Annotated in this window: 15 protein-coding genes; 13 read left to right on the forward strand and 2 right to left on the reverse strand. The window is 45.5% G+C overall.

The features are described 5' to 3' along the window. Window positions 1-331: 331 nt before the first annotated feature. The 9 genes from ABMY42_RS05365 (at window position 332) to luxS (ending at window position 10,925) form a co-directional block, all read left to right on the forward strand. A complete protein-coding gene (locus ABMY42_RS05365; protein ID WP_005448441.1) occupies window positions 332-589 on the forward strand; it encodes an oxaloacetate decarboxylase subunit gamma in 258 nt (85 codons plus the stop codon). A 33-nt stretch (window positions 590-622) separates the two neighbouring features. After that, entirely contained in the window at window positions 623-2,416 is a 1,794-nt protein-coding gene (gene oadA / locus ABMY42_RS05370) for a sodium-extruding oxaloacetate decarboxylase subunit alpha (protein ID WP_005448438.1), read from the forward strand. A 9-nt stretch (window positions 2,417-2,425) separates the two neighbouring features. After that, window positions 2,426-3,556, forward strand: a complete 1,131-nt coding sequence (locus ABMY42_RS05375; RefSeq protein WP_005448436.1) for a sodium ion-translocating decarboxylase subunit beta — start codon at window positions 2,426-2,428, stop codon at window positions 3,554-3,556. Window positions 3,557-3,704: 148 nt separating this feature from the next. Then, on the forward strand, window positions 3,705-4,655 hold the full coding sequence (locus tag ABMY42_RS05380) for an NADP-dependent oxidoreductase (protein WP_009701936.1): 951 nt from the start codon (window positions 3,705-3,707) through the stop codon (window positions 4,653-4,655). Continuing rightward, window positions 4,649-5,110, forward strand: coding sequence for a YqaA family protein (locus ABMY42_RS05385; RefSeq protein ID WP_349266107.1), 462 nt, complete (start codon window positions 4,649-4,651; stop codon window positions 5,108-5,110). The genes ABMY42_RS05380 and ABMY42_RS05385 overlap by 7 nt, the downstream gene beginning before the upstream one ends. Window positions 5,111-5,119: 9 nt before the next feature. Further along, window positions 5,120-7,963 carry a pitrilysin family protein gene (locus tag ABMY42_RS05390; RefSeq protein WP_349266108.1) on the forward strand — a complete coding sequence of 948 codons (2,844 nt, stop codon included), beginning with the start codon at window positions 5,120-5,122 and terminating at the stop codon, window positions 7,961-7,963. 163 nt (window positions 7,964-8,126) lie between these two features. Further along, the gene (gene gshA / locus ABMY42_RS05395; RefSeq protein WP_017817672.1) at window positions 8,127-9,695 is read left to right on the forward strand and encodes a glutamate--cysteine ligase; all 1,569 of its coding nucleotides are present in this window, start codon (window positions 8,127-8,129) and stop codon (window positions 9,693-9,695) included. Between the two features lie 19 nt (window positions 9,696-9,714). Next, on the forward strand, window positions 9,715-10,320 hold the full coding sequence (locus ABMY42_RS05400; protein WP_029790340.1) for a hypothetical protein: 606 nt from the start codon (window positions 9,715-9,717) through the stop codon (window positions 10,318-10,320). An 86-nt stretch (window positions 10,321-10,406) separates the two neighbouring features. Then, window positions 10,407-10,925: an S-ribosylhomocysteine lyase gene (gene luxS, locus ABMY42_RS05405; RefSeq protein WP_005448429.1), complete on the forward strand. Its 519-nt coding sequence runs from the start codon at window positions 10,407-10,409 to the stop codon at window positions 10,923-10,925. A 92-nt stretch (window positions 10,926-11,017) separates the two neighbouring features. Here luxS and ABMY42_RS05410 read toward each other — a convergent pair whose 3' ends face one another. After that, on the reverse strand, window positions 11,018-12,292 hold the full coding sequence (locus tag ABMY42_RS05410) for a CNNM domain-containing protein (RefSeq protein ID WP_005446238.1): 1,275 nt from the start codon (window positions 12,290-12,292) through the stop codon (window positions 11,018-11,020). 154 nt (window positions 12,293-12,446) lie between these two features. Further along, window positions 12,447-13,241 carry an inner membrane protein YpjD gene (locus tag ABMY42_RS05415; RefSeq protein ID WP_038897985.1) on the reverse strand — a complete coding sequence of 265 codons (795 nt, stop codon included), beginning with the start codon at window positions 13,239-13,241 and terminating at the stop codon, window positions 12,447-12,449. A gap of 213 nt (window positions 13,242-13,454) precedes the next feature. Here ABMY42_RS05415 and ffh point away from each other — a divergent pair, with 213 nt between their 5' ends. The 4 genes from ffh (at window position 13,455) to trmD (ending at window position 16,644) form a co-directional block, all read left to right on the forward strand. Further along, the gene (ffh, locus tag ABMY42_RS05420) at window positions 13,455-14,837 is read left to right on the forward strand and encodes a signal recognition particle protein (RefSeq protein ID WP_005446242.1); all 1,383 of its coding nucleotides are present in this window, start codon (window positions 13,455-13,457) and stop codon (window positions 14,835-14,837) included. 210 nt (window positions 14,838-15,047) lie between these two features. Then, window positions 15,048-15,296, forward strand: coding sequence for a 30S ribosomal protein S16 (gene rpsP, locus ABMY42_RS05425; protein ID WP_004410028.1), 249 nt, complete (start codon window positions 15,048-15,050; stop codon window positions 15,294-15,296). A gap of 28 nt (window positions 15,297-15,324) precedes the next feature. Next, window positions 15,325-15,873 (forward strand): ribosome maturation factor RimM, encoded by a 549-nt coding sequence (rimM, locus tag ABMY42_RS05430; RefSeq protein WP_005446245.1) that lies wholly within the window; start codon window positions 15,325-15,327, stop codon window positions 15,871-15,873. A 27-nt stretch (window positions 15,874-15,900) separates the two neighbouring features. Then, window positions 15,901-16,644 carry a tRNA (guanosine(37)-N1)-methyltransferase TrmD gene (trmD, locus tag ABMY42_RS05435; RefSeq protein ID WP_349266109.1) on the forward strand — a complete coding sequence of 248 codons (744 nt, stop codon included), beginning with the start codon at window positions 15,901-15,903 and terminating at the stop codon, window positions 16,642-16,644. Window positions 16,645-16,682 lie beyond the last annotated feature (38 nt).

Here is a 16,682-nt window from a genome sequence, read left to right on the forward strand (position 1 = left end):
TTAATATCGTGTTTTTGGTGTGTTAATTTATTCTATCCTTTTGTTTTTATTTCACTTTATTCTTAAAGCCTCTTTTCATTTTGAAATCCCAATCGCAGTTTTTGCAAGTACTTTAATTTAGTGTGGTTATATGTTGAGCGATCCCACTAGGGAAGTGAATTTTAGTGCAATTTGTGATCTGAGTAGTGAATAAATAATCAATGTTAGAGATTATTTAAAAGCTTCCTTAAACAAAATTGACAAAATTTAACCAATCGAGATAATCCATTGGTCGGGATTTGACGCTATTAAAGTCCTGCGCATTGTCAGGATGACAAAGAAAGGAAGCAACATGACGAATATAGGAAGCCTGCTAGTAGATGCGGCCACCCTGATGCTAACAGGGATGGCGGTCGTATTTATTTTCCTCACCATTCTAGTTTATCTCGTTCGGCTAATGTCTAAATTGGTGCCAGAAGAAGTACCAGCGCCGATCGCAGCACCGAAAACAAATACCAACGTTCAATCAACCTCTTCAGCTGTTAGTCCACAAGTAGTGGCGGCGATCTCGGCTGCGATTCATAAACATCGCGCCTCAGTCGCGAAGTAGCCGAAAGATAGGATTAAAAAGGAGTTTAAGAGCATGTCTAAACCACTAGCTATCACTGATGTGGTCCTTCGTGACGCCCATCAATCCCTGTTTGCTACGCGTATGCGTATCGAAGATATGCTGCCTATCGCAGCTGAGTTAGATAAGGTTGGTTACTGGTCGTTAGAGACCTGGGGTGGCGCAACATTTGATGCGTGTATCCGTTTCTTGGGTGAAGACCCATGGGAGCGCCTACGCGAATTGAAAAAAGCAATGCCAAATACACCAATGCAAATGCTACTGCGTGGTCAAAACCTTTTAGGATACCGCCATTATGCCGATGACGTAGTAGAGAAGTTTGTTGAGCGTGCGCACGTGAATGGTATGGATGTATTCCGTATCTTTGATGCAATGAATGACGTACGTAACTTCCAAAAAGCGGTGAAAGCCACTGTTGATGTTGGTGCACATGCGCAAGGAACATTGTCTTATACCACGAGCCCAGTGCATAACGCAGACACATGGGTTGACCTTGCTAAACGTCTTGAAGACTTAGGTTGTCACTCTCTTTGTATTAAAGATATGTCTGGTCTGCTTAAACCTTATGAAGCGGAAGAGCTGATCACACGCATCAAAGCATCTTGTGATGTGCCACTAGCGCTTCACTGTCATGCAACGACCGGTCTATCTACTGCTACTGCCGTGAAAGCTGTAGAAGCAGGTATCGATATTCTTGATACTGCGATTTCTTCGATGAGTTGTACATACGGTCATACGCCTACTGAGACCGTGGTTGCGATGCTGCAAGGCACTGAGCGCGATACCAATCTGAAACTAGACCAAATCGAGCCTATCGCGGCTTACTTCCGTGAAGTACGTAAAAAATACGCGAAGTGGGAAGGTCAGCTAAAAGGTGTAGATTCACGCATTCTAATCGCCCAAGTTCCAGGGGGCATGCTGACCAACATGGAAGGTCAGTTAAAAGAGCAAGGCGCTGCGGACCGAATTGATGAAGTATTGGAAGAGATCCCACGTGTACGTGAAGATCTTGGCTTTATTCCACTGGTCACGCCGACATCTCAGATTGTTGGTACTCAAGCGGTAATCAACGTTCTGACAGGTGAGCGCTACAAGAGCATCACCAAAGAAACGGCAGGTGTTTTAAAAGGTGAATACGGTGCCGCTCCTGCGCCAGTTAATGCTGAGTTACAAGCGAAAGTACTTGATGGTAAAGAGGCAATTACCTGTCGTCCAGCGGACTTGCTTGAAGCGGAAATGGAAACCCTAACTGTTGATTTGATGGAGAAAGCGCAATCTGAAGGCATTAAGCTTGCGAGCGAACGTGTCGATGATGTATTAACTTACGCGTTATTCCCTCAAGTTGGTCTGAAATTCCTGAAAAACCGTGGCAACCCAGATGCGTTTGAGCCAGCACCAACGTTAGAAGCTGCGAAACCTGCCGCTGCACAAGTAACACAGGCTGCTGCTGGTGGTGTTGAAACATACAGCGTGCGAGTTGATGGGCAAGTTTATGAAGTTGAAGTAGGTCCGCAGGGGCAATTAACATCGGTAACGCCAAGTGGGGCAACCGCACCGGTTCAACCTGCAGCGCCAAATGCTCCTGTTAATAGTGCTGCTGAAGCGGTTCCTGCACCTCTTGCTGGTAACATCTTTAAAGTGAATGTTCAGCCCGGTGCTGAAGTAGCGGAAGGTGACGTTCTACTCATCCTAGAAGCTATGAAGATGGAAACTGAAGTTCGTGCTGCGCGCGGTGGGGTGGTTCAAGAACTGAACGTGAAAGAAGGTGATGCCGTTACTGTTGGTTCACCGCTGCTGAGTCTGGCGTAAGGGAGTATCATGGACGGATTGATGACCTTATGGTCAGAAACAGGGATCGCTAACTTTGAGTTCGGCCAAATCTGTATGATGCTGGTTGGTTGCACCTTGCTGTTTTTGGCGATCAAAAAAGGCTTTGAACCCTTACTGTTATTACCTATTGGTTTTGGTGCCATTTTAGCGAACATTCCCAATGCTGGCTTTACCGAACCAGGTGGTTTGCTCTACTACGTTTATTACATTGGTATCGAATCGGGCGTGTTCCCGCTGCTGATCTTCATGGGCGTGGGGGCGATGACTGATTTTGGTGCTTTGATTGCAAACCCAAAAACCTTGTGGCTAGGTGCTGCGGCGCAGTTTGGTATTTTCGCGACGCTGTTTGGGGCGATTCTGCTTAACTATGTTCCGGGTATGGAGTTCTCCATGGCGGATGCGTCGTCTATCGCGATTATCGGTGGTGCGGATGGCCCAACGGCGATCTTCTTAGCGAGTAAGCTCTCTCCAGACCTGTTAGGTGCGATTGCCGTGGCGGCATACAGCTACATGGCACTGGTGCCGATCATTCAGCCGCCGATCATGAAAGCCCTAACCACGAAGGAAGAACGCCAGATCAAGATGGCCCAGCTGCGTCACGTTGGTAAGTGGGAGAAAGTGATCTTCCCGCTTGCTGTGTTACTGATGACGATTTTGTTCTTACCTTCCGCGACACCGTTGGTTGGTATGTTCTGTCTGGGTAACTTGATGCGTGAAGCTGGCGTGGTGGATCGTTTATCGAAAACCGCTCAGAACGAGCTGATCAATATCGTAACGATCTTCTTAGGTCTTGGTGTGGGCTCTAAGCTGCAAGCTGAGCAGTTCTTGAATCTAGAAACGCTAGGTATCTTGGGACTCGGTGCAGTCGCATTCAGTATCGGTACTGGGGCAGGTGTTTTGATGGCGAAGCTTCTCAATAAGTTCTCGAAAGAAGACATCAACCCACTTATCGGTGCTGCAGGCGTTTCTGCAGTACCAATGGCAGCGCGTGTTGTGAACAAGGTCGGTTTGGAAGCAAACCCACAAAATTTCTTGTTGATGCACGCAATGGGACCAAACGTAGCCGGTGTTCTTGGATCGGCGGTTGCCGCTGGTATCTTACTGGCACTGGTGGGGTAGTACACCATCTTGAGTTGTTTGTTGGAAAATTGGTGAAATAGAATTATCTACCAATTTACAAATTGACGATTAACTTCGGTAAACAAAATGGTTTATAGTCAAAGGGATGCTCTTGCATCCCTTTTTGTTTTCTCTCAGGGAATGGGTTATGGAACACAAACAGATCGCTATTACCGAATTCGGCAACGCAGAAGTTCTTGCAATTCAAACCACCTCAACACCAACCCCACAAACAGGGGAAGTCTTAGTTAAAGTGGCATACTCTGGCGTTAACCCTATTGATGTCAAAACGCGAGCGGGGCTTGGTTGGGCTGCGGCACAAAACAAAGACAACTTACCTTGGGTACCCGGTTATGATATTTCGGGGAAAGTCGTTTCATGTGGCGAAGATACCTCTCGTTTTCAAGAGGGTGATGAGGTAGCTGGCTTTATCGGTTTCCCTATTCGAGGAGGCGGTTACAGCCAATACGTTTGTGTTCCTGAATCTGAATTAAGTCACGTTCCCAATTCGGTCGCCTTAGAGGCAGCGGCAGTATTACCACTTGCAGGTCAAACTGCGGCTCAAGCGCTGAGTAAAGCTAATGTGACCGAAGGTGACCGTGTATTGATACTTGCCGGAGCTGGTGGTGTTGGTCACTTAGCCGTGCAAATTGCAGTTGCGACCAAAGCAGAAGTGTTTACCACCTGTAGTGAACGAAATTTGGACTACCTCGCTACTTTAGGTGCACACGCAGTGAACTATCAATTTGCACCAGTGTCAGAACGTGTTGAAGATGTGGATGTTTTGATTGATCTTGTTGGTGGCGATGCCGCTTTAGACGCACTCAAATGCCTGACAGATAACGCTCGAGTCATTACTGTTCCAACGATTACTGCAGAACTGATTTGTGAAAAAGCCAAGCTACTTGGTTTTGAAGCCAGCGGTATGTTAGTCGAACCTGACCGTGAACAACTTGACACTTTGTTGTACATGGTTGGCGTTGGGCTGTTAAAAACTGAAGTACAACACGTCTATCCGATGACCGATGTTATTGAAGCTCACAAACAAGTCGAATCGGGGCGGACGCGAGGCAAGATCTTGCTTGATATGACATGTTAGAGGCATTTAATGCTGCCTTTGAAAACTTAGCTTTATGGTTTTCTGACTCCGCATTGTGGGTGCTATTCATTACTGGTTTTATTAGTGCCACTCTATTGCCAGGTGGCTCTGAAGCTGGATTGATTGCCACCTTATCGTTAAACCAATACTCGGTTTCTTCCATCATTATTGTTGCCACCATTGGTAATACCTTGGGCGGTCTCACCAACTATTGGTTGGGTTTGTGGATTCCAAATAGAACTCAGGATGAGAAGCATGGGCATACCGCATTGAAGTGGCTGTCCAAATACGGGTATTGGGGATTGTTTTTTAGTTGGTTGCCAGTGATTGGCGACCCGCTATGTTTAGCGGCAGGATGGTTAAGGATGAAATTTCTGCCGTGTTTGGTTCTTATATTTTTAGGCAAAGCCGCAAGGTATAGCTTGTTGGTCGCCATCTATCTCGGTTTATTTTAAGGAAAGCGCATGAGAATGTTTTGGGTTAGCGCGTGTTCACTATTAGTGGTCACGGGCTGTGCATCAAACTCCCCTGTATCATCATTGCCTGATGGAGTTACTTTCGTAGAGTCATCAAAAGCGGAAGAAGGCAAAGTGAAAATTCCATACCAGAAGTATCAGTTGGACAATGGTTTGACGGTCATTCTGGCACCTGAAGCGTCGGATCCACTTGTACACGTTGATGTCACATATCACGTTGGTTCGGCACGTGAAGAAATTGGCAAATCTGGTTTTGCTCACTTCTTCGAGCATATGATGTTCCAAGGTTCTGAGAACGTTGGTGACCAAGAGCACTTTAAGATCATTACAGAAGCTGGCGGTACACTAAACGGCACGACTAACCGTGACCGCACGAACTACTTTGAAACTGTTCCTGCTAATCAGTTAGAAAAAATGTTGTGGCTTGAGTCAGACCGCATGGGCTTTTTGCTCGATGCCGTCTCACAGCATAAGTTTGAAATTCAACGCTCAACAGTTAAAAACGAACGCGCGCAGCGTTATGACAACCGTCCTTATGGTTTGATTTGGGAACGCATGGCAGAAGCGCTGTACCCAGAAGGTCATCCATACTCGTGGCAAACGATCGGTTACGTTGAAGATCTTGACCGCGTTGATGTGAACGATCTGAAAGCCTTCTTCCTGCGTTGGTATGGTCCAAACAACGCAGTACTAACCATTGGTGGTGATATCGATGTTGAGCAAACATTAGCGTGGGTGAATAAGTACTTTGGTTCAATCCCTCGCGGACCTGAAGTGGAAAATGCACCTAAGCAGCCTGCAAAGCTAGCAGAAAGCAAATTCATCACCTTAGAAGATCGTATCCAGCAACCAATGGTTATGGTGGCATGGCCGACAACCTACAATGGCGAAGCCACTCAAGCGTCACTTGATACTCTATCAAGCGTGTTAGGTAGTGGTACTAACAGCGTGCTTTACCAAGACCTAGTAAAAACACAAAAAGCAGTAGATGCAGGTTCTTTCCATGACTGTGCTGAGCTTTCTTGTAATTTTTACGTCTACGCGATGGGTGATTCTGGTGATAAAGGCGACCTCACCAAGCTATATGATGAGCTGATGACATCGTTGGGTAAGTTTGCGAAGGACGGGGTGACGAAAGATCGTTTGGAGCAACTTAAAGGTCAATCTGAAGCCGATGCGATTTTCGCTTTAGAAAGTGTGAAAGGTAAAGTGACACAGCTAGCGTCGAATCAAACTTTCTTCGGCAAGCCAGATTTGATTGAGGAACAGCTTGAGCAACTTCGTGCTGTAACGCCTGAGTCGGTAGAAAAAGCATACAGTGATTTTATTCAAGGTAAGAACAAGGTTACCTTGAGTGTTGTGCCAAAAGGTAAAACAGAGCTTGCTGTGAAACCAGCGACATTCGTGACACCAAAACGCACTCTTCCTAAGTATGAAAAAATCTCAGACGATCAATTGGCTTACCGCCGAGCAACTGACAACTTTGACCGTTCTATTCAACCACCTGTGGGGGCGCCTGTTGAGGCAACCATGCCGAAGTTGTATGACATCCACTTCAACAATGGTTCTGAGTTGCTGGGTACAGTAAGCAGTGAAACACCAACCGTCACCATGCAGTTTAGTTTACCTGCGGGAACACGTTTCGTTGAAGCTGGTAAGGAAGGTTTGGCTCAACTGACTGCCGCTATGCTGCAAGAAGGAACAACCAAACGTTCAGTAGAAGAGATTCAAGCTGAACTTGATAAGTTGGGTAGTGTTATTTCTGTCGATGCGACAGGTTACACAACAGACATTAGTGTTTCCGCCCTGAAGAAAAACCTAGCGCCAACACTTAAGATTGTCGAAGAGATGTTGTTGTCTCCGGCATTTAAGCAAGAAGACTTTGACCGAGTTAAGACGCAAGCGTTAGAAGGCTTGGTGTATGAGCATCAAAAACCTAGTTGGATGGCGTCGCAAGCTAGCCGTCAAGTATTGTACGGAGATTCTATTTTTGCTCGTCCAAAAGATGGCACCAAAGCGGGGCTCCAAGCTCTGACTCTCGATGACGTGCGTGATTTCTATGCGAAGCACTACACACCTCAAAGTGCGCAAATTATTGCGGTTGGTGATATCAGCAAAGCTGACGTTGAGAAACAATTGTCGTTTTGGGCAAATTGGGAAGATGAAGCGGCACCTTTGTATGCCCCTCAAGCCATTGCTCCGCTAGGTCCACAAAAAGTTCATTTGGTTGATAAGCCAGGAGCTCCGCAAAGTGTGGTCATGATGGTCCGTCAAGGCATGCCTTATGATGCGACGGGAGATTTCTATCTGGGTCAGTTAGCAAACTTCAACTTAGCCGGTAACTTTAACAGTCGTATCAACCAAAACCTTCGTGAAGACAAAGGCTACACTTATGGTGCCTATGGCTATTTCTCTGGAAATGTAGAAACGGGTTCTGTTGTATTTACAGCGCAAGTGCGTGCGGACTCGACCATTGCCTCTATTGTAGAAATGGAGAATGAGTTGAATGAGTTCTCACAATCGGGCATGACTGAAGATGAATTGAAATTTATGCGCCAAGCAGTCGGTCAAAAAGATGCACTGAAATATGAGACGCCTACACAGAAAAGCAAACTCATCAGTGATATTTTGAAATACAACTTAGACAAAGACTACTTACAGCAACGAAACGCTATTGTTGAGACTGTCGAAAAACAGACTCTCAACGCTCTAGCACAGAAATGGTTCGACCCGAATGACTACCAGATAGTTGTTGTCGGGGACGCGAAATCCCTTCGCCCTCAACTAGAAAAGTTAGGGAAAGACGTGGAAGAGCTTGAAATCATTCGATAGAGTACACATTTAATAGCGGAGAGGAGACTCTCCGCTATTCGTTTCTAACTAGATAAATGACTTTTTGATGGGTTATTTATCTAGATGGATTATATATCAACAACTTAGCTTTCACTTGCCACGCTTGGCGAGTGTCCTGCTCCCAATATAAGCGAACCTCATTTTGACTGATTTTGCTGCGCGACTAAAACAAGTTGCATCAAACCCAGAAGTATTTAAGCAGTTTGGACGCGGTGTTGAGCGAGAAACTTTGCGCTATCGTCAGGATGGACACCTAGCAACAACACCTCATCCCGAGGGTTTGGGCTCAGCGTTCACAAACAAATGGATTACGACCGACTTTTCAGAATCTCTGCTGGAGTTCATTACTCCTGTATCGCACGAGATCCCTGAATTAATGGGGCAGTTGAAAGATATCCATCACTTCACTCAAACCAAAATGGGTGAAGAGAAAATGTGGCCACTTTCAATGCCATGTTACGTGGGCTCGGAGGATGATATTCAGCTGGCACAATATGGCTCATCGAACTCAGCTAAAATGAAAACGCTTTACCGTGAAGGTCTAAAACGCCGCTACGGTAGCCTGATGCAAATTATCTCGGGCGTGCATTTTAACTTCTCTTTTCCTGAATCATTCTGGGACGCTTTGCATGGTGAACAAGATGAAGAAGCACGCCAAGAAACGAAATCTGCTGCGTACTTTGCGCTGATTCGTAACTACTACCGTTTTGGCTGGATGATTCCGTACTTCTTTGGGGCGTCACCAGCACTTTGTGGTTCATTCATTCAAGGTCGTGAAACTGACCTACCATTTGAGAAAGTTGGCGGCACTCTATACTTGCCTAAAGCGACGTCGCTGCGCCTAAGTGATCTCGGTTACACCAACAGCGCACAAAGCGTACTTAAGATTGGCTTTAACTCTATCGAGCAGTATCTTGATGGTCTAGACGATGCAATTCGTCACCCATCGGAAGAGTTTGCTCAGATTGGGGTAAAAGTGGATGGTCAATACCGTCAACTTAACTCGAACATTCTGCAAATTGAAAACGAACTGTACGCGCCAATTCGTCCTAAACGTGTAACTAAGAGTGGTGAAAAACCTTCTGAAGCGCTTAAACGTGGCGGTGTAGAGTACATTGAAGTTCGTTCGCTAGACGTGAACCCGTTCAGCGCCGTTGGTGTGAGTGAAGAGCAGGTTCGCTTCCTTGATCTATTCCTTACTTGGGCGGCACTTTCAGATTCTGACCCAATGGACAACTGTGAGCTTGAATGCTGGCGTGACAACTGGAACAAGGTCATTGTGTCTGGTCGTGAGAAAGGTTTGATGCTACAAATCGGTTGCCAAGGTGAGCGCCTGTCTCTACAAGACTGGGCACATCGTGTGTTTGCTGACCTTCGTCAGATTGCGGTTGAAATGGACTCGGTTGCTGGTGGAAATGCGTACCAAGCAGTTTGTGACAAACTTGAGTCTTGGATTGATGAGCCAGAGCTAACCATTTCTGGTCAGTTGCTTGAGCTGACAAAAGAGCATGGTGGTTTAGGTAAAGTGGGTTGTGCGCTTGGCATGAAATTCCGCGAAGAAAACCTAGCACACAACTATGAACAATATTCAGCCGATGCAATGGAAACGGAAGTTGCAACATCGGTAGAGAAACAAAAACAAGCAGAGCAAAGCGATACTCTATCGTTCGATGATTTCCTAGAAGATTACTTTGCTTACTTAAAACAATAACCAGCAGTAAGGGCAGGGATTGGACATTAAGCCGTTAGTGGTGTCTGTGCTTGGGAGCGTGATGTTAGCCGGTTGTGCAACTGCGCCCCCAAAGCAACAAGATAACCTATGTGAAATATTCCGAGAAAAATCCGGTTGGTACGAAGATGCCAAAGACATGGAAGAAGAGTGGGGCACACCGATAAATGTTGCCATGGCGATCATTAAGCAAGAAAGTAGCTTTCGTCATGATGCTCGACCGCCAAAAGATTACATTCTCGGTTTTATTCCATGGGGACGTGTCAGCAGTGCTTACGGTTATGCTCAAGCTCAAGACCCTGCTTGGGAAGATTTTCAAAAAGCGACAGGACAAGGTGGTTCACGCACCAATTTTGACGATTCAATGATGTTTGTCGGTTGGTATACCCATGAGACTCGTCGTCAATTAGGCATTTCGTTATGGGACCCTTACAACCAGTATCTTGCGTACCATGAAGGACGTGGTGGCTATAAGCGTGGGACCTATAAAAGCAAACCTAGCTTAGTTAAAGTTGCAAGACGCGTGGAGCAAACCGCCAAGACTTATGGCTGGCAGCTGAAGCAATGTCGTCAGGAATTAGAAGACAACAGCAGCTGGTTCTTTTAGTCTCCCCCCTAATAGTCAGAGGGGAAATGAACAGAAATAATGACCAATACGTGTAAGTATTGGAGGTTACAATCAGGAGAGATGTAATGCCTTTATTAGACAGTTTTACCGTAGACCACACACGTATGCATGCGCCAGCAGTTCGTGTGGCTAAAACGATGCAAACTCCAAAGGGAGACACCATCACAGTATTTGACTTACGTTTTACTGCACCGAACAAAGACATCCTTTCTGAGAAGGGAATTCACACTTTAGAGCATTTGTACGCTGGCTTTATGCGCAACCACTTAAACGGTGATAGCGTTGAGATCATCGATATCTCACCAATGGGTTGCCGTACCGGTTTTTACATGAGCTTGATTGGTACGCCTTCAGAGCAGCAAGTGGCGGATGCTTGGGTTGCAGCAATGGAAGACGTATTGAAAGTAGAAAGTCAAAACAAGATCCCTGAGCTGAATGAATACCAATGTGGTACAGCTGCAATGCACTCTTTAGATGAGGCAAAGCAAATCGCGAAAAACATTCTAGAAGCGGGCGTTGCAGTCAATAAGAATGATGATTTGGCACTGCCAGAATCTATGCTGAAAGAGTTACGTATCGACTAACTTAGCGTTGAGTTTAGATCTCTGAAAACAAAAAAATAGCCTGACACTGTCAGGCTATTTTTTTGTTGATTAGAATATTCAAAGTGGTGAAGTTAACTGCTCTTCTTGAGCTTTGGGTACACCTTCACCAGCTTGATGCGGTTCTCTTCAATATCGACAATTTCCATTGGATGTCCGGCAACTTGCACACTCAAGTGGCTTTCAGGAATGTCTTCTAAATGCTCTAGAATCAGACCATTCAAAGTGCGTGGACCATCGGTTGGTAGTTTCCATTTCAAGCCTTTGTTGATGTCACGAATGTTGGCGCTACCTTCAATCAGGAAGCTGCCGTCACCTTGAGGAGTAATCTCTTCTGACAAGCTTGGTGCAATGGAAGTCGTAAATTCACCAACAATCTCTTCTAAGATATCTTCCAAAGTGACGAGACCATTAATGTCACCATACTCATCGACAATCAAACCGATACGCTGCTTGTTACGCTGGAATTTCAACATCTGCACATTCAGTGGCGTACCTTCTGGGATGTAGTACACCTCATCAGCAGCGCGCAGTAGTGTTTCTTTGTTGAATTCATTCTTCTCTAGCATTAATCGGTATGCTTCACGTAGGCGCAGCATACCAACGACTTCATCAATCTGATCACGGTACAACACAATGCGACCATGAGGAGAGTGAGTCAGCTGACGGACGATAGATTTCCAATCATCATTGATGTCGATCCCTGTGATCTCATTGCGTGGCACCATGATGTCGTTAACGGTGACGTGTTCTAGATCCAGAATCGATACCAGCATGTCTTGGTGACGACGAGGGATAAGACCGCCTGCTTCGTTAACGACGGTGCGCAGTTCTTCTGAGCTTAGATGATCTTCTGTGGTGTGGTCGGCTTTCACACCAATCAAACGGATAAAACCGTTAGTAATGAAGTTCACTAACCTCACCAGAGGTGACAGAATTTTCATTAGAATGGTGAGGAGAATGCTGCTCGCGTAAGAGACGCGCTCAGGGTAAAGCGAGGCGATGGTCTTCGGTGTGACTTCTGCAAACACAAGGACAACCATGGTGAGTGCGCCAGTGGCAATCGCAACCCCTAAGTCTCCGTATAACCGCATACCTAAAATGGTTGCGATGGCAGACGCGAGAATATTGACGAGGTTGTTACCGATAAGAATAAGACCAATCAGTCGATCTGGGCGGTCTAGTAGTTTTTCGACTCGCTTCGCCCCTTTATGCCCATTATTGGCTAAGTGCTTTAAGCGGTATCGGTTCAAAGACATCATCCCTGTTTCTGAACCGGAGAAGTAACCTGATATGACGATAAGACACGCGAGTAGCGCAAATAAGATACCCGTAGATATGTCGTCCAAAACGCTGCTGTTCCTTGTATGTGTTTGGTTAATTTATGACCGAGCTTGGCCATTAAGTCAATGCAATAAGGGTTACTCTATTTTATTTGCCCTTTAATATAAAGGATAAGGAGCCCTAGGCTCCTTATTAATTGCATTTTATAGATGGAGAACATCAACTTAAGATGATTTCTTTCACAAAGCGACTACCGAAGTACGCTAAGGTTAACAAGGTCGCCCCTGCTACCGCGAACCATGTCACTTTCTTGCCTCGCCAGCCTTTCTGGTAATGCCCCCAAAGTAGAATTGAGTACACAACCCAAGCGATGAAAGAAAGGATACCTTTATGAGCTTTTCCTTGAGCAAACATGTCTTGTACAAAAACAAAACCAGTAATCAAGGTTCCCGTTAGGAGCAAGTTACCAATCAAAATAATCTTGAACAGTTGACGCTCTACCATCATCAAAGGTGGCAAATTCGGATTAATTGCTAACGACTTCTTGGTTTTTAGTTTGTGGTCGAGCCACGCAAGTTGCAGTGCGTATAGGGCACCGATAGTTAAAGTTGCGTAGGAAAAGAGCGCAAATGAAATGTGTATAAGTAGCTTAGGGTCGTTCTCTAAATGCTTAATAAAAGTGCTTGGTAAGAAAGTAGCAGCAGTTAAATTGATGGCAGCAAAGCTATAAACCACAGGAAGAAGGAACCACAAGCGGTTCTTCAACATCGCAACGCTCATCACCAGTGAGATAATAAAGCTGATAAGAGAGGCGACATTAAGAATGCTGAGATTTTGCCCTGAACCGTCGAAAATCAGATCACTCAGAATCCAAGCGTGAAAAACCAACGCACATGCCGCGCTGGCAAATACGGTTTTCGCTTTAATTCCTGACTGTTGAGAGAGTCCGGGAATGATGGTCGCAATTGCCAGAACGTAAAGAATGGCGGCTGCGATGGCAATTAAGCTATCCATGAATCTTAAGAGTTATTGTGCACAATGGTGAAAATTATACCTTGCATTACTCTTTGGGGCTATGGGCTATGCCTCATCAATCACGAGAGATGAGATATTGAAATTAACGAGTTAGCCCTCAAGTTAAGGATAAGAGCCGTGTTCGGGTATGACTGTGACCTTGGCTAAGGTATACTCACACTAATTAATCGCCATTTTAGCGAAGAGACAAAGATGTTTGAGAATTTAACGGATCGATTATCCAAAACGCTGAAGAATATCAGTGGTAAAGGTCGTCTGACCGAAGACAACATTAAAGAAACCCTACGTGAAGTACGCATGGCACTATTGGAAGCGGACGTTGCGCTTCCTGTTGTACGTGAATTTGTAAACCGCGTTAAAGAAAAAGCGGTAGGTGTAGAAGTTTCTAAATCCCTAACGCCGGGTCAAGAGTTCATCAAGATCGTTCAAGCTGAGCTTGAAGCGGTAATGGGTGAATCTAATGAAGCACTGAACCTAGCAGCGCAGCCGCCAGCAGTGCTTTTGATGGCGGGTCTACAAGGTGCGGGTAAAACTACATCGGTAGGTAAGCTATCTAAGCTTCTAAAAGAGCGTGATAAGAAGAAAGTTTTGGTTGTGTCTGCCGACGTTTACCGTCCTGCAGCGATCAAGCAGCTAGAAACCCTAGCATCAGACATCGGTGTCGATTTCTTCCCATCTTCACCAGATCAAAAGCCACTTGATATTGCTAATGCAGCAATTGACCACGCAAAGAAGAAATTCTACGACGTATTAATTGTCGATACCGCTGGTCGTTTGGCTATCGATGAAGAAATGATGGGTGAGATTAAAGATCTTCACTCAGCGATTAACCCGGTTGAAACACTGTTCGTTGTTGATGCAATGACAGGTCAAGATGCGGCGAACACAGCAAAAGCATTCGGTGATGCACTACCACTAACTGGTGTGATTCTGACTAAAGTGGATGGTGATGCACGTGGTGGTGCGGCGCTATCAGTTCGTCACATTACGGGTAAGCCAATCAAATTCCTCGGTGTGGGTGAGAAAACCGACGCACTAGAACCATTCCACCCTGATCGTGTTGCATCGCGTATTCTAGGCATGGGTGATGTACTGTCACTGATTGAAGACCTACAACGCAATGTTGACCAAGACAAAGCAGAGAAGCTAGCGAAGAAGTTCAAGGAGAAGAAAGGCTTCGACCTTGAAGACTTCCGTGAACAGCTGGGTCAAATGCAAAACATGGGTGGCATGATGGGCATGCTAGACAAGCTTCCAGGCATGTCTCAGTTACCATCAGACGTGAAAGACAAAGTTGATGACAAGATGTTCAAGCAAATGGAAGCGATCATCAGCTCAATGACAATGAAAGAACGTCAACGCCCAGAAATCATCAAAGGGTCGCGCAAGAAACGTATCGCTGCGGGTTCTGGTGTTCAGGTTCAAGACGTTAACCGTCTGCTGAAACAGTTCACCCAAATGCAGAAGATGATGAAGAAAATGCAGAAGGGCGGCATGAAAGGCATGATGCGTAACATGCAAGGCATGATGGGTGGCATGGGCGGAGGCGGTGGCTTCAACCCATTTGGTCGTTAAACGATTGCCTAGACTTTAGTTTCAGGGTGTTAGCTACGTCACAAACTTGGATTTCAATTTATGTTGGTGAAAAAGTAACTAAACCCCTTGCATTGCTCCGGGATAAGAGTAAAATTCCGGAGCTTTATTTTGGCACGAGACCCCAGATTATTCAGTTTTTTGGATGATTGTTGGGGTTAATTTTATTTTTGAGAAAGCAAAGAGGACGACATGGTAACCATTCGTTTGGCACGTCACGGCGCTAAGAAGCGTCCATTTTATCAAATCGTAGTAGCGGACAGCCGCAACGCTGCAACTGGCCGTTTCATCGAGAAAGTTGGTTTCTTTAACCCAACTGCACAAGGTCAAGAAGAAGGTCTACGTCTAGACCTAGACCGCGTTAACCACTGGGTTGGTCAAGGCGCGTCTCTATCTGACCGCGTTGCTAAGCTAGTTAAAGACGCTCAAAAAGCGGCTTAATTTTTACTTTAGAAGTAGAAACTAGTTTATGTCGATGAAAGGTAAAGAAACAATGAGCAACGAAAAGATTGTTGTAGGCAAGTTTGGTGCTACTTACGGCATTCGTGGTTGGCTTAAAGTTTTTTCCTACACAGACAATGCTGAAAGCATTTTCGATTACAGCCCTTGGTTTATTAACCAAAAGGGTACGTGGGTTGAGTTCAAAGTAGAAAGCTGGAAGCGCCATAACAAAGGTATGGTGGCTAAGCTTGAAGGTCTGGAAGTTCGTGAAGACGCACACTTACTGACGAACTTTGAGATTGCTATTGACCCTGCGGTACTACCTGAATTGTCAGAAGATGAGTTCTACTGGCGTGAATTGTTTGGGATGCAAGTAGTAACTACTAAAGGTTACGATCTCGGTGTCGTATCTGACATTCTAGAAACTGGCTCAAACGATGTTCTGGTTGTTAAAGCAAATCTAAAAGATGCTTTCGGGCAAAAGGAACGATTAATCCCGTTCCTTGAAGAGCAAGTGATCATCAAAGTTGATCGCGAAGCTCAACGGATCGAAGTTGACTGGGATCCTGGATTCTAATCTCCAAAATTACAGAGCGAGATAAACATGTGGGTTGGCGTTATTAGCCTTTTTCCTGAAATGTTCCGTTCTGTTACTGATTTTGGGGTAACAGGTCAAGCGGTTAAAAAAGGTCTTTTGTCGATTGAGACTTGGAATCCTCGTGATTTCACTCATGACAAACATCGCACTGTCGATGACCGACCTTACGGTGGTGGTCCTGGTATGTTAATGATGGTTCAGCCTTTGCGCGATGCCATTCATACCGCGAAAGCAGCCTCACCGGGTAAGACGAAAGTCATTTACCTTTCTCCTCAAGGTCGTAAGCTCGACCAGAAAGGCGTTGAAGAACTGGCAACGAATGAGAATTTACTTCTGATTTGTGGTCGTTACGAAGGGGTAGATGAGCGCATCATTCAATCTGAAGTCGACGAAGAATGGTCGATTGGAGATTTTGTGATGACGGGTGGTGAGATACCTGCCATGACGTTAATCGATTCTGTCGCTCGGTTTGTTCCGGGTGTACTAGGGGATTTCGCGTCAGCAGAAGAAGATTCTTTTGCAAATGGTTTGTTAGATTGCCCTCACTATACGCGTCCAGAAGTATTGGATGACAAAGAAGTACCAGCGGTACTGATGTCAGGCAATCACAAGGACATTCGTCAATGGCGACTAAAACAGTCGCTGGGCCGAACTTGGCTTAGAAGACCAGAGCTCCTGGAAAACCTAGCTCTGACTGACGAACAGGAACAATTACTTGCTGAGTTCATTAGTGAACATAGTGCAAAGTAACCTAATTTATTTAGTATCAGTTTATTCTAGGAATTTAA

This window comes from Vibrio sp. SSH13-20 (assembly GCF_040104475.1).
GTDB classification, from domain to species: Bacteria; Pseudomonadota; Gammaproteobacteria; order Enterobacterales; family Vibrionaceae; genus Vibrio; species Vibrio harveyi.